Annotated in this window: 13 protein-coding genes, 1 tRNA gene and 3 pseudogenes; 4 read left to right on the top strand and 13 right to left on the bottom strand. The window is 53.8% G+C overall.

The features are described from left to right. Positions 1 to 31 precede the first annotated feature (31 nt). A complete protein-coding gene (locus tag JNO11_RS13655; RefSeq protein ID WP_325177420.1) occupies positions 32 to 328 on the bottom strand; it encodes a YfcZ/YiiS family protein in 297 nt (98 codons plus the stop codon). Between the two features lie 359 nt (positions 329 to 687). On the opposite strand from JNO11_RS13655, the gene fadL reads away from it, so the two are divergent. After that, a complete protein-coding gene (gene fadL, locus JNO11_RS13660; protein WP_010671434.1) occupies positions 688 to 1,971 on the top strand; it encodes a long-chain fatty acid transporter FadL in 1,284 nt (427 codons plus the stop codon). Between the two features lie 137 nt (positions 1,972 to 2,108). Here fadL and mlaA read toward each other — a convergent pair whose 3' ends face one another. The 10 genes and pseudogenes from mlaA to ccmA form a co-directional block, all read right to left on the bottom strand. Beyond that, positions 2,109 to 2,873, bottom strand: coding sequence for a phospholipid-binding lipoprotein MlaA (mlaA, locus tag JNO11_RS13665; RefSeq protein WP_325177421.1), 765 nt, complete (start codon positions 2,871 to 2,873; stop codon positions 2,109 to 2,111). Positions 2,874 to 3,023: 150 nt separating this feature from the next. Continuing rightward, positions 3,024 to 4,235: a c-type cytochrome biogenesis protein CcmI gene (gene ccmI, locus JNO11_RS13670; RefSeq protein ID WP_033788177.1), complete on the bottom strand. Its 1,212-nt coding sequence runs from the start codon at positions 4,233 to 4,235 to the stop codon at positions 3,024 to 3,026. Next, positions 4,235 to 4,687 carry a cytochrome c-type biogenesis protein CcmH gene (locus tag JNO11_RS13675; RefSeq protein WP_325177422.1) on the bottom strand — a complete coding sequence of 151 codons (453 nt, stop codon included), beginning with the start codon at positions 4,685 to 4,687 and terminating at the stop codon, positions 4,235 to 4,237. The genes ccmI and JNO11_RS13675 overlap by 1 nt, the downstream gene beginning before the upstream one ends. After that, positions 4,684 to 5,241, bottom strand: coding sequence for a DsbE family thiol:disulfide interchange protein (locus JNO11_RS13680; RefSeq protein WP_010257920.1), 558 nt, complete (start codon positions 5,239 to 5,241; stop codon positions 4,684 to 4,686). The genes JNO11_RS13675 and JNO11_RS13680 overlap by 4 nt, the downstream gene beginning before the upstream one ends. 9 nt (positions 5,242 to 5,250) lie before the next feature. Further along, positions 5,251 to 7,198: pseudogene (locus JNO11_RS13685) on the bottom strand (heme lyase CcmF/NrfE family subunit). Next, positions 7,195 to 7,680, bottom strand: coding sequence for a cytochrome c maturation protein CcmE (gene ccmE / locus JNO11_RS13690; RefSeq protein WP_010671430.1), 486 nt, complete (start codon positions 7,678 to 7,680; stop codon positions 7,195 to 7,197). The pseudogene JNO11_RS13685 and the gene ccmE overlap by 4 nt, the downstream one beginning before the upstream one ends. Beyond that, positions 7,677 to 7,911, bottom strand: a pseudogene (ccmD, locus tag JNO11_RS13695) (heme exporter protein CcmD). Before ccmD ends, ccmE begins: the two are co-directional and overlap by 4 nt. Next, the gene (locus JNO11_RS13700; RefSeq protein WP_010257913.1) at positions 7,908 to 8,648 is read right to left on the bottom strand and encodes a heme ABC transporter permease; all 741 of its coding nucleotides are present in this window, start codon (positions 8,646 to 8,648) and stop codon (positions 7,908 to 7,910) included. The pseudogene ccmD and the gene JNO11_RS13700 overlap by 4 nt, the downstream one beginning before the upstream one ends. A 68-nt stretch (positions 8,649 to 8,716) precedes the next feature. After that, a complete protein-coding gene (gene ccmB / locus JNO11_RS13705) occupies positions 8,717 to 9,376 on the bottom strand; it encodes a heme exporter protein CcmB (protein WP_010671428.1) in 660 nt (219 codons plus the stop codon). Further along, complete coding sequence (ccmA, locus tag JNO11_RS13710) at positions 9,376 to 9,993, bottom strand: cytochrome c biogenesis heme-transporting ATPase CcmA (protein WP_069025243.1); 618 nt, start codon at positions 9,991 to 9,993, stop codon at positions 9,376 to 9,378. Before ccmA ends, ccmB begins: the two co-directional genes overlap by 1 nt. A gap of 243 nt (positions 9,994 to 10,236) precedes the next feature. On the opposite strand from ccmA, the gene JNO11_RS13715 reads away from it, so the two are divergent. The 3 genes and pseudogenes from JNO11_RS13715 to JNO11_RS13725 all read left to right on the top strand — a co-directional run bounded on the left by JNO11_RS13715 (position 10,237) and on the right by JNO11_RS13725 (position 12,883). After that, positions 10,237 to 11,172 carry a formate/nitrite transporter family protein gene (locus tag JNO11_RS13715; RefSeq protein ID WP_010671426.1) on the top strand — a complete coding sequence of 312 codons (936 nt, stop codon included), beginning with the start codon at positions 10,237 to 10,239 and terminating at the stop codon, positions 11,170 to 11,172. A gap of 304 nt (positions 11,173 to 11,476) precedes the next feature. After that, positions 11,477 to 11,548, top strand: a tRNA-Arg gene (locus JNO11_RS13720). Positions 11,549 to 11,706: 158 nt separating this feature from the next. Continuing rightward, positions 11,707 to 12,883 (top strand): annotated as a pseudogene (locus JNO11_RS13725) (tyrosine-type recombinase/integrase). Here the strand turns inward: JNO11_RS13725 and JNO11_RS13730 are convergent. Together JNO11_RS13730 and JNO11_RS13735 are read right to left on the bottom strand one after the other, a co-directional pair. After that, positions 12,873 to 13,373, bottom strand: a complete 501-nt coding sequence (locus JNO11_RS13730) for a reverse transcriptase domain-containing protein (RefSeq protein ID WP_325177423.1) — start codon at positions 13,371 to 13,373, stop codon at positions 12,873 to 12,875. The pseudogene JNO11_RS13725 and the gene JNO11_RS13730 overlap by 11 nt on opposite strands. After that, positions 13,309 to 13,803, bottom strand: a complete 495-nt coding sequence (locus JNO11_RS13735) for a reverse transcriptase domain-containing protein (protein ID WP_325177424.1) — start codon at positions 13,801 to 13,803, stop codon at positions 13,309 to 13,311. Before JNO11_RS13735 ends, JNO11_RS13730 begins: the two co-directional genes overlap by 65 nt.

Below are 13,803 nucleotides of genomic sequence, written 5' to 3' on the forward strand. Positions count from 1 at the left end.
AAAACGCCGCAGTGACGCGGCGTAATGGGACTTAACGCAAACCGAGTTGAAAAATCATGGTTTCAGCCTGGCAGCTGAAGGTGAAATCGATATCCAGCTGCACTCCCTGATCCACTTCGCTGAAGCGCGATTCAATCAGACAGGGTTCTGATTCAACCTCGCGGGCACGTTCGGTCAGTTGCGCTAATTTCGCTTCCGCATCGGCACGCTGCGCAAACCATTCTGACCAGCTGGCGGTGCAATCGGTATTATCCATTACCGTGCCGACATCAACACAACAACAGGCTGCGGTTTCGGTCGCACTGCATTTTTTAATGGCATTAGTCATTTCATTCTCCAGACCAGCAATTGCATAGGTTGAGCGATTTTATGGACGAAATCTTACCTGCTCGCTGAAAGATGCGCCACGCACCTGTTGCTAAGTGACGAATATCACAATAAAAATTGATCCAGAACAAACTGGAATGGTTATGCTGTCCAGGATCAGGGGCTTTTTTGTTATGCAGATCGAATTTTAAGCGATCAAACCTGAAATATTTTAAAAACAATATTGCAACATGCACACAGGTCGGACCTATACTCTCCGCACTGGTCTGATATGTGCGCTTTACATCAGTCCCTACAATCCGCCGTCCTTTGTTACGCGACGTTATAGCGTTAAATAATAATTCACATGAGGTTGTGGTCATGAACCATAAAAACCTGTTTGCAAAGTCAGCCGTGGCGGCTGCAGTGGCGCTTGTCTCTTCCCACGTTTACGCTGCTGGGTTTCAGTTAAATGAATTCTCTTCGATTGGTTTAGGTCGCGCATATTCAGGCGAAGGGGCAATGGGTGATACCGCGGCGTCTGCCAGCCGTAACCCGGCGACAATGGCGTTAATGGATCGCCCGGAATTTTCTATCGGGGCTGTCTATATTGCGCCGGATGTAAATATCAGTGGTCGCAGTCCCAGTGGCCGCAGCCTGGATGCGAATAATATTGCCCCTAATCAGTGGGTACCCAATATTCATTATGTCCAGCCCATCAACGATCAGTGGTGGATTGGCGCATCTGCAACCTCAAACTACGGCTTAGCAACAGAGTTTAATAATGGATACACCGCTGGCGGTTACGGCGGTAAAACTGACCTGATGACCGGCAATTTAAATCTCAGCACCGCTTATCGGTTTAATGAACATTTTAGTGCAGGCATCGGTTTTGATGCGGTTTACGCTAAAGCCAAAATTGAGCGTTATGCCGGTGAGTCAGGCGCGCGGCTGGGGGTTCCGGCTGATACGCAGGTTGCCCATCTGAAAGGCGATGAGTGGGGCTACGGCTGGAATGCTGGCATCCTGTATGAAGTGGATGAAAATAACCGCTTCGGCTTTACCTATCGTTCAGAAGTGAAAGTTGATTTTGATGGCGATTACAAAAGTAATCTCTCATCCCGGCTGAATGCGGTGAATAATCCGGAAGTGTCAGGCGTACCTTTTGGCACCAACGGCACCACCGTTCCAGGCGCGTTAACGCTGAATCTGCCAGAGATGTGGGAAGTGTCGGGCTGGCATAAAGTGGCACCGCAGTGGGCGGTTCACTACAGCATGGCTTACACCAGCTGGAGCCAGTTCCAGGAGCTGAAAGCCACTGGCTCTAACGGCCAGACGCTGTTCTATAAAGATGAAAGCTTCCACGATGCCTACCGCATTGCACTGGGTACGACCTATTCCTACGACAAGAACTGGACGTTCCGAACCGGTATTGCGTTTGATGACAGCCCGGTTCCGGCCGATAAGCGCTCTATCTCCATCCCGGACCAGGATCGTTTATGGCTGAGTGCCGGTACTTCTTACGCCTTTAACGATGATGCCTCGGTTGATTTAGGCATCTCTTATATGCACGGACAGAAAGTGACGGTGAAAGAAGGTCCTTATACCTTTACCTCTGAAGGCAAGGCCTGGCTCTACGGCGCGAACTTTAACTACAAGTTCTGATTGGATAGCACGATTAAAAAAGGGCGACTCTGGTGAGTCGCCCTTTTTCGTGGCCGTGGATCGCTTAATGGATCAGGGAGCATACGCCCTGCGCAAAGAGGCAAAAACCGCCATCTCTGGCGGCGCATCGCGGGCGATTACTCGGCGTCAATATCCTTAAGGTCATCCTGAATCGCGGCTGCGTTAGGATTATCTTCCGGCTTGAGCTTGCCGCCGCGCGCCAGGAAGTCGTGACGCTGGAAGTAAGCGTTACGGATGAAGGCGTACGGATCGCTCTGCTGTTTCAGGATTGCATCAGAGTCCAGCAACTGCGCGCGGGTCTCAATCCCTTCAAGCGTCCATTTACCAATCGACATTGGCCAGGTCAGCCAGCCAAGTATCGGATAAAGCGTATCAACGTAGTCGCCGCCATCCTGACGCACCGTGAAGTTGCCGTAAGCAGGCAACTCAACGTAAGGGCCGTAGCCGACGCCATAGTGACCCAGCGTAGTACCGAAACGGTGCGGCTCTTCACGCGCCAGTTCCGGGTTCGCTTTACCGGCAACGTCAATGAAACCGCCCAGTCCCAGCACGCTGTTCAGGAAGAAACGGGTAAAGTGCACACCCGCATCGCGCCCGTTGCCGACCAGTATGGCGTTGACCATGCTGGCAGGTTCTTCCAGGTTGCCGAGGAAATTGCTCAGGCCGGTACGTGCCGGCACCGGCACATAATCACGCCAGGCCACAGCGACCGGACGCAATACATACGGATCCAGCACGTTGTAGTTAAAGTTAAACATCGTGCGGTTAAAGCCTTCGAACGGATCGCTGCGCTGAGCAGGATCGCTATTCGCCGGCTTTGAACTGGCACAACCTACCAGAAGGACGCTGGCGACAGCCAGGCTGGTCAGGCGATAATTCATTCCAATCTCCCTGTGCGGATGAAAAAGGTCTACCCATCGTTCAGGTCACAGCCCGGTATCGTATCGACTTACCCGATGAGCATAGCTGACTTTGTGCCAGAGGCAGCAGGCAATGGCACGCATCATCCTGAACGCGGTCAGTTGATGCGTTCAGGGAAGCTGCTGATTAATCTCTACCGCGATCGGCTGATGCCCATCCCAGGGCGTCACTGCGCTCAGGCCCAGCCAGTCACCCGGCCGGGGATTGGCGCTGCCGTCGCGGGAGATACGCACCCGGACCTCGACCTGATGCTGCGCCGAAAGCAGGCGATCCGGCATCATGGCGTTGCTGTCATCCAGCGTCAGCGACAGCGGGAAGTGACTGAGCGGCATCCGCTTAACAGCCACCGGCACCGGTGAAGCACCGTCAGAAACCGAAATATACAACACTCCGTCCTGCGGTAACATTTTTTCTGCCTTAGGTGCCAGCGTCACGGTCAGTGCCAGTTGACGACTCTGTTGCCCGGCGGCACTTCTGGCCTTTTCGATGCTGCGGGCGATCATCGCGTGTCGCGAATCACCGGCCGGCAACAGACCCAGCAGAGTCTGCCATGCGTCGATAGCCTGACCATATTGCTGCTGTCCGTAAGCATTAAATGCCAGCAGGCTCAGCGTACGCAGGTTTTGCGGATCCGCTTTTAGCAATGCCTGCAGCAGCAGTGACGCCTGACGGTTATCCTGCGGGTCGGGGGATCGCGTCAGGACTTCGGCATAATCCTGTTTTAGCGCCAGATCGTTGGGAGCAAGCTGTAGCGCATGCTCAAATGCCTGGCTGGCCGTATCGGCATTATTCAGCACCATGCCGAGCCGTCCCAGCATCGTCCAGTCAGCCAGATTATCCGGTTCCGTTTGCAACGCGGTACGCAATCCGAGCTGTAAACGCGCCAGCTCCTCCATGCTCAGCGGTTTAGCGCCAGGGTCCATCAGTCGGGCACGCAGCTCAGGATACGCCTGCTGCACCTGCTTCCAGCCCGTGAGCTGTGCCAGGCCACCGGTTTTCAGGTAAGTCCCCAGCGATACCCCAATCAGCACGATCAGGCCTGGCAGCAAAATCCAGCGACCGCTGCTGTGTGATTTCATCGTCTGTGCCGGTGGAATATCCGCCAGCAGTGTCTGCTGTAACTCCCGCTCCATCAGTGGACGCTCAGCGACGACGCCCTGATCTTCATCCTGTGCCAGCTCATCTATCCGCTGATGGTAGAAGCGCTGATTAAGGCGATCGCGATCGCCTGTGCTGGCCTGACGTTGCCGCCAGCCCGCCGCCAGGAACAGCGTACAGGCCGCCAGCAGTAACAGAAAAAGGGTAATCCAAAATGCACTCATTACGGCTTCCTGTCTGACTTCAGTAGCGCATTAAGACGCTGTTGCTCATCTTCATCCAGCTCACTGCGGGTTTTGCGCTGACGGCTGCGCAGGATAATCACCGCACCGCCCATCAGCGCAAACAGCGCCGGACCAGCCCACAAAACCAAAGTTGAGGGCGTGACCGGTGGCGAATAGCTGACGAAGTTGCCATAGCGCGCCACCATGTAGTCGATGATCTGCTGGCGACTCTGGCCCTGCTTCATCAGCTGATAGACTTTCAGCCGCATATCGGCGGCAATCATGGCGTTTGAGTCGGCGATGCTGTTGTTCTGGCACTTCGGACAGCGCAGTGAAGCGGTCAGATCGCGGTATTGTTCTTCCTGGGCCAGCGAGTCAAATTGCAGCGTGTCAATGCTTGCCCATAGGTTGATGCTGAACAGCAGGCCGCAGAGCAGTAACAGCGTTCTCATGATCCCGCCTCCGCACTGTATTTCACCCACAAGGGTTTCACTTCCTGATCCCAGACGCGCGCATTGAGATCGCCCGCGTGGCGATAACGGATGATCCCCTTACCGTCGATCAGAAAAGTTTCCGGCGCGCCATAGACGCCGAGATCCAGTCCCAGCATGCCGTTGCCATCATAGAGGCTCAACGCGTAGGGGTTGCCCAGCGTATTCAGCCAGTTAACCGCCTTGTGACGATCGTCTTTGTAGTTCAGCCCGACGACGCGAATGCCCTGCTCCGCCAGCGTATTCAGATACTGATGCTCGGCGCGACAGGTCGGACACCAGGTCGCCCAGACGTTCAGCAATATCGGTTTGCCATCCGTCAGCACGCGCTGGTCGTAGGTTTTGCCTGGCTGATCGAGTGCTTCCAGCCGGAACAGCGGCACCGGCTTACCGATCAGAGCGGATTCGAGACGGGTCGGATCGTCGCCATCGGCATTACGTGTCAGCTGCCACAGCAGCGCCGCCGCCAGCAACAGAAACAGCATCAGGGGAATAAACAGGATTTTCTTGTTCATGTCCGCTCCTCAATTCCCGCTTTTTTTGCGCGAACGATAACGGGGATCAAACAGGCAGAACAGCCCACCCAGCGCCATCAGCGCGCCACCGAACCAGATCCAGCGGACAAAGGGTTTGTAATAGATGCGCACGGCCCAGCCGCCATCCTCCAGCTCTTCGCCCAGCGCCGCATAGAGATCGCGGCTGAAACCCCCCATCAATCGCCGCTTCGGTCATCATGGTGCGGGCGGCCGTATAAAAGCGTTTCTCTGCCTGCAGCGTCGCTTCATGTTTGCCGTTGCGCGTGACATCGATGATGCCCATGCCACCGCTGTAGTTAGGCCCCTGCAGATTCTGCACGCCGCGGAAGACAAAGTGATAGTGATGAATATCGATGCTATCACCCGCCTTCATCCGCACATCGCGTTCCACGCTGTACTGGGTGCTGAATGCAATACCGATCACCGTCACCCCTACCCCAAGATGGCCCAGTACCATGCCCCAGTGACTGCGCGACAGGTGACGTAAACCGGCAAAGAACGGATGGCGGTGAGTGGCGCGCTCATGAAGTTCCAGCAGCGTCAGCACGATAATCCAGAGTGACATCAGCAGGCCAACCACGGTCATCGCCTCAATGCGATCCTGCAGCCACCAGGGAATGATGACGGAACAGGCCAGGGTCACGATCAGCGCCAGCGCCAGCCGCTTTGCCAGCTTCTGCGGCTCATCGCGACGCCAGCGCACCAGTGGCCCGATCCCCATCAGTAGCGCAAACGGCGCCATCAGCCAGCTGAACATGGTGTTGAAGAACGGCTCACCGACCGAAATGCTGCCCAGGCCCAGTTGCTTGTGCACCAGCGGCAACAACGTGCCGAGCAGAACCACCAGCATCGCGGCAATCAGCAGCACGTTATTACTCAGCAAAAACGATTCGCGCGACCAGGTTTCATTCTGCACCCGGCCACGTACCTGCCCGCCTTTAATTGCGTAGAGCAGGAGCGAACTGCCGATTACAATCACCAGAAACGCGAGGATAAACATCCCGCGCGCCGGATCCGAGGCGAAGGAATGCACCGACACCAGCACCCCGGATCGCACCAGGAACGTCCCCAGCAGGCTCAGCGAAAACGCGGTAATCGCCAGCAGCACGGTCCAGGCCTTAAAGGTGCCTCGCTTTTCAGTGACCGCCAGCGAGTGCATCAGGGCGGTGCCTGCCAGCCACGGCATAAACGACGCATTTTCAACCGGGTCCCAGAACCACCAGCCGCCCCAGCCCAGTTCGTAATAGGCCCAGGCCGAGCCAAGGACAATACCAATCGTCAGAAAGACCCAGGCCGCCGTGGTCCAGGGACGCGACCAGCGCGCCCAGGCCGTATCCAGCCGTCCGGCCATCAGCGAGGCGATAGCAAAGGCAAACGCCACCGAAAAGCCGACATAGCCCATATAGAGCAGCGGCGGATGGAAGATCAGGCCGATATCCTGCAGCATCGGATTCAGGTCGTGCCCGTCTATCGGAAAGTCCGGCAGCGTGCGGCCAAACGGATTCGAGGTCAGCAGGATAAACAGCAGGAAGCCGAGGTTGATCATGCCCATTACCGCCAGCACGCGTGCCAGCGCATCCTGCGGCATACCGCGACTGAATATCGCCACCGCTAATGTCCAGGTGCTGAGCAGCAACACCCACAGCAGCAGCGATCCTTCATGCGCGCCCCAGGTGGCAGCAATGCGATAGTAAACCGGCAGCAGGCTGTTGGAGTTTGTGACGACATAGGCAACGGTGAAATCGTTGCTGATAAAAGCCCAGACCAGCAGCGCAAAAGCCGCCGCGATGCAGATAAACAGACCGCAGGCTAGCGGACGTGCCATCGCCATCAGTCGCGCATCCTGGCGCACTGCGCCCCACAGCGGATAGCTGCTCAGCAGCAGGGAGAGCCCCAGCGCCAGGCAGAGCAGAAAAGTACCAATCTCGGGCATCATGATGATTTATTTCCCGCCTGATACAGCGACTGCGGGCCGGTGTGATTACTCTTCATCGCGTCTTCAATCTCCGGCGGCGTATATTTCTCATCATGTTTCGCCAGGACTTCTTTGGCGATCACCTGGTTGCCCGCCGCCAGCACGCCCTGTGCGACGACGCCCTGCCCTTCACGGAACAGATCCGGCAGGATGCCTTCAAAACTGACGCTGACCACGCCGCGGGCATCATAAAGTTTGAACGACACGGCAAGCGTATTCGGATCGCGCCGGACGCTGCCGGGCATCACCATGCCGCCGACGCGCAGCCGCTGGCCCGCTTCGGGCTTCTCGTGCGCCTCGCCTTTGCCGTAGAGGATTTCACCTGGGGTATAGAACAGATCGATGTTTGAGCGCAGCGCATACATCACCAGCGCGGTGGCCAGGCCGAGGCCGAGCAGAATCGCCACTGCCGCATAGAGGCGGTTGCGTCGACGGGTATTCACAATGTCTCTCCTGCCGCTTCAGCCGCGGCTTTTTTTAGATTTCGCTGCCCGGATGCGGCGTTCCCGCGCGTCGTGCTGGCGGATCTCAGCCAGCAGGCGGCGGCGCAGCAACAGGGTATGCAGCGTCAGCCCGACAAGCGGAATCAGCGTGCAGGCAACCGCCAGCCAGACATAGAAGGCGTAGCCACCCATCTGAAAGAAGGCGTGCCAGGAGAAAAAGGCGGGTGTCATGCCTGCTCTCCCCGCTTCGCCACATCAATCGCCCAGGGACGATGACGTTCGGTTAACAGAATCAGGTTGCGCAGCCGCATCAGGGTCAGCGTGATAAATACCAGCAGATAACCGATGATTGCCCAGCGCAGCGGCGTTCGCATCACTGGCGCAATCGCCTGCTGGAGAATGCCCGACGAACCCTGATGCAGGGTATTCCACCACTGCACTGAGAAGTGAATGATCGGCAGATTAACTACGCCGACCAAAATGAGAACACCCGCGGCCCGCCCTGCGGTGCGGCGGTCATCAAAAGCGTGCCAGAGCGCAATCACGCCCATATAGAGGAACAGCAGCACCAGCTCCGAAGTGAGGCGCGCATCCCAGATCCACCAGGTCCCCCACATCGGCTTACCCCATGCGGATCCGGTGACCAGCGCAATAAAGGTAAAGACCGCGCCCACCGGTGCCATGGCGGCAGAAACCAGATCGGCCATTTTCATCTGCCACACCAGGCCGATAAAGGCGGCGATGGCCATTGAGGCATAAATGCCCATCGACCACATCGCGGCGGGCACATGAATGTACATGATGCGGAAACTGTCGCCCTGCTGATAGTCAGCGGGAGCAAATCCAAAGCCCCAGGCCCAGCCCAGCAGCAACGCCGCCAGCCCTGAGATGGCGAACCACGGCACCAGTCGCCCCGAAAACTGATAGAGCCGTTCGGGCCTGGCCAGCTGATGTAACGCTTTCCACATATCAAATGCTCACATTAACGATAAAAGAGTGTTGCCGCGTCTTTTACGCGCGGTTATTTCAACGGCTGTTATTGCAAAGTAATTCTTAGCGCTGCCGCCGTGGCAAACGGGGAGAGCGTGGCGCTGCCCAGCAGCATCGCGCCGAGAATCGCCAGATAGCCATTAATCGGTAACCCCTGACTGGCCGCCTCCATCGCCGCACTGGCGAAGATCAAGACCGGAATAGCCAGCGGCAGCACCAGCAGGCTAAGCAGTACGCCACCACGCCGTAAACCCACCGTGAGACCTACACCAATGGCACCGAGAAAACTCAGGGTTGGCGTGCCGAGCAGCAGCGTCAGGGCCATCGCCCGCCAGCCATTAAAATCCAGCGACAGCAGCAGCGCAGCCAGCGGCGACAGGATAATCAGCGGCACGCCTGTAACCAGCCAGTGCGCCACCACTTTACCGATAACCGTTACCGGGAGCGGCGTCGGCAGCAGTACCAGTTGCTCCAGCGAACCATCGCTGAAGTCATCGCGAAACAGCCGCTCCAGCGCCAGCAGCGACGCCAGCAGCGCGGCAACCCAGGCTACGCCCGGTGCAATGCGCGCCAGCTGTTGCGGGTCAGGTCCGATGCCCAGCGGAAACAGGGTAATAACAATCAGGAAAAACCAGAGCGGATTGACCACATCAGCCCCGCCGCGAAAAGCGATGCGCAATTCACGCTGGATGAGGCGAAACAGCATCAGCCTGCCTCCCCGTCGCCGAGGCGAATTTTACGCACCCGCGCAGCATCCGCGGGCAAATCCTGATGGGTTGTCAGGATCACTGCGCCACCGTTATCGGCATGCCGGGCGAATTTCGCCATTAATTTTTTAACACCCGCTTTGTCGATGGCGGTCAGCGGCTCATCGAGAATCCATATGCGGGCCTGGCTGAGCCACAGACGCGCCAGCGCTACCCGACGCTGCTGGCCCGCCGATAACCGGCTAACCGGCACCTCTTCGTCGCCCGTGAGATCGACGCTTTCCAGCGCAGCAAAGATCTGCGCATCACTGCAATCAGGATGGTAGAAACGCAGATTTTCCAGCGGCGTAAGCACGCCTTTAACACCGGGATGATGGCCCAGATAGAGCATCGCCTGATGCCAGGCTTCGCGCTGCCGCAGAATCGGCTGCTGCTGCCAGCGTATTTCACCCTGTTCAGGACGGCTCAGGCCAGCCAGCAGCCGCAGGAGTGAGGTCTTACCGGCACCATTAGGGCCTTCAATCTGCACAATGTCGCCTGCAGAGACGCAAAATGAGAGCTGCCGGAACAGCGCACGTTCGTCGTATGCACAAGTGAGCGTAATGATTTCCAACATCGAGGGGGGGAATCGCACCAGCTAAAAGTGGCCGGGATATTACCACAATGTTGCTGTGGGCCGAAGTGTGAGCCACCGCTCAGTTTCGATGCCATGGGTTTATTCGTGCGGTATCGCTCGCACTCTGAATAAAAATGCAGTTCCGAAAAACGTTGTTACGCTTATTCGCATCGATCGTTACATTATCGGCAAATAAAAAACGGCTACGCTTATTACGCGACAGCACTATCACCAGGAGAAAATATGAAGCCTTCATCAGGTAATGAACAGGGTCCTAACGACGTCGAGAGTGAAGAGAAGGATAAGGGCACTGACATCGAAGTCGATGAGGAGGCTTTACCCTCCCGCGCCGCTGCCATCCATGAAGAGATCCGCCAGGATGGGGAAAAGGAGCTGGAGCGCGATGGTATGGCGCTGCTCTGGTCAGCCATTGCGGCGGGCTTATCCATGGGCGCCTCGCTGATGGCGAAGGGGATATTTCAGGTACATCTGGATGGCGTACCAGGGGCATTCCTGCTTGAAAACCTGGGTTATACCTTTGGTTTTGTTATCGTCATCATGGCGCGTCAGCAACTGTTTACCGAAAATACCGTTACGGCAGTCCTGCCGGTGATGCATAAACCGACCTGGAGTAATGGCGCTCTGCTATTACGTTTATGGGGCATCGTCTTGCTGGGTAACCTGATCGGTACGGCACTGGGTGCGCTGGCGTTTAATGAGATGCCGATATTTGACGAAGCTACCCGTCAGGCGTTTACCAACATCAGTATGAAGGTGATGGAAAATACGCCCGGCGAGATGTTTGCCAATGCAGTGATCTCCGGCTGGATTATCGCCACCATGGTCTGGATGTTCCCCTCGGCGGGCGGCGCCAAACTGCTGGTGATTGTGATGATGACCTGGCTGGTTGCGCTGGGTGATCTGGCGCATATCGTGGTGGGATCGGTGGAAGTGCTCTATCTGGTCTTTAATGGCAGCATCAGCTGGTATGAATTCTTCTGGCCGTTTGCCCTGCCGACGCTGCTCGGCAACATTACCGGCGGCACGCTGATTTTTGCCCTGATCAGCCACGCGCAGATCCGCAACGACATGAGTGAAGCTGCTGTGGCTAAAGCGAAGGCTGAGAAGAAGAAGCAGGAGAAACGTCGCCAGCGTGAAGAGCAGGAAAAGGCTGAGTAAATCCAGGGCAGACCGAGCAGATTGAACCGCTCTGTCTGCTTTTCAGGTCTGTTTGCTGAAGGCGATTTGCCAGGCGGGCGTCTGAAAAACGTTTACTGGAAGTGGCTGCTGTAAAGAGGGAGTGAAGCTTTAAGAGTCGGGGTGCCGCTTCAGTCTGGATGACATCCCGGACTTCAGTACAGCTGTTTCCGCTTTCTGCACGTAACGTTAGCGCGTGCAGAAAACCGGAATTGCTGGCGGAATGAGCAAACGGACGGCGACGTAGTGAATCTCACTGCCTGTATGCGCTATACTGCGCGCCGCTGTCCTCTTAGTTAAATGGATATAACGAGCCCCTCCTAAGGGCTAGTTGCAGGTTCGATTCCTGCAGGGGACAATTTTTGCAAGTCTGAACTTGTCTAAAAAAAGTCTAAAAACCCTTACAAAACATGAATATAAATCATAATTCATGTCCTGCACTGTCCTGTAAAGTACAATGGAATCTATACACTGATGTGTATAAAATTGCGTATATCTTAGTTCGATCTTTTCTCTATACACGTACTTCTATCTGATATTCAAATTAAACGTACTATACGCAAGACAAGCCTTATACGCTCAACGATGGCGCAGGGCTATCTCTGTTGGTTGATGTCAATGGTGTTAAGGGCTGGTTCTTCCGCTATCGCTTTGCTGGCAAACCCTAAATGATTTCATTGGCATTAACGGGGAAGTTTCGCTTGCAGAGGCTCGCCGCAAACGTGAGGAGGCGCGTGTGTTGCTCGCTAAGAGGATCAACCTCAGTGACGCACGTAAAGCCGATAAAATAGCGCTGCGTTTCTCTCATGAGAATAGATTTGAAGCCATTGCCAGATAATGGCACGCCAGTACGAAGTCAACCTGGTCGAATGGATTTGCTTAAGAAGTTCTAGGGTGCCTTGAGCGTGATATTTTCCATTACGTTGATCACCGCCCCATTGAGCAAATAAAGCCACTTGAACTATTGGCCGTCCTGCAAAAAATAGAGAAGCGTGGCACGTTAGAGCAGACTAGCAAGATCCGACGCCGCTGTGGTGAAGTCCTCCGTTTTGCTGTGGTAACAGGCCGAGCAAAATACAATTTTGCTCCCGATTTAGCTATCGCATTGAACAAGCCTAAACAGAATCACTTCCCGTTCCTGACAGAGAAAGAGATTCCAGCTTTTGTTGAAGCGCTTGAAAGGTATCAGGGTAGCTTACTGTCTAAATACGCCACTCCGTTACTCATGCTTACTGGTGTCCGCACCGTTGGACTCCGTGAGGTTTCATGGAGTGAGTTTGATCTCGAGAATGCTCTGTGGGAAACACCGAAAGAATGAATGAAAAAGCGCCGCTCTCATTTGGTGCCGCTATCGTCTCAAGCAATTGAGAATTTAAATAAACTGAAGGTGATATCAGGTAAATATCAGCTAGTGTTACCGGGCAGAAACGATGTTAGAAAGCCGATGAGCGATGCCAGTATTAATAAAGTGATAAAGATGCTTGGCTATCATGGGCGGCTAACGGGGCACGGTTTCCGCCATATGATGAGCACGGTCTTGCATGAACATGGCTTTGAAAGCGCATCGATTGAAATTCAGCTTGCGCATGTTGATAAAAAAACGATACGTGGGATTTATAACCATGCACAATATATCGTTGATAGAGAAAAAATGATGCAATTGTACGCAAACTCATTATTTATTAATCATTAAACTTCTGTATTTTGAGGACAACTTCATCTCCATATTTAATTTTTAATCTCAAAACAAAAGATGGCTCAATGTATTTTGCAAAACCTAAATACCCCTTCAACTTATATATACTTTCTTTATCTAATAAACCAAGAGTAAAATGATGTACCATAGCGCTAATACTTCTTTTTCTTTCACGTCCTAATGACACTACTCCTTCATTACTTAACGTTATACCGGTCACATGACGGTTGAACTTTTTGGATGAAAAAACGGTTTTTGCATTGTTAACTTTTATATTTTTCAGCCCAACAACTTTTAAAGACTCTTTGACTAGAGCAGGAATTGAAAATAATATATCTTTCTGATTTGTGCTGAAGGAAAGATCGTCAGCATAACGCGTATATACAATTCCTTTATCTTTGCATATTTTAGAAATAAGCTCATCAAAGAAAAACATTGTTACATTTGATACAAATGGCGAAGAGGGTGCACCTATACTCAGACGCAAAAGAGCTGTTCCTTCTTAACTTCCAAAAGAATAGATTGGACAAAACCATCTTATCCTGATCGCTTAATATCAATCCTTGTTTTTCAATGCAGGCCAAGAAAATATCAGGCTTTATGGATAAAAAGAAATTTCTAAAGTCCATTTTTAAAATAAATTTATTTTGAACATGAGCATTAGCATTATCTTTTATACTCTTGCCCTTTACATAGGCCATCGCAGCCTCATGAATATTCAAATGATTTTTAAGTAGACTCACTACAACCATCTGTAATGTTTTAACTGTTCTCGCTGGTTGAGCAATAAGTCTATCTTCGCCATTTCTTTTTTTAACGGTGAATTGTTTATAACGTCGAGGCATGGTATTCACATAACTAAGGAAATCCTTCTCAGACAAGAAAACACCCTGTGCTAAATATTCTACTATATCCAT

This window comes from Pantoea sp. 1B4, assembly GCF_016925765.1.
Lineage (GTDB): Bacteria > Pseudomonadota > Gammaproteobacteria > Enterobacterales > Enterobacteriaceae > Pantoea > Pantoea agglomerans.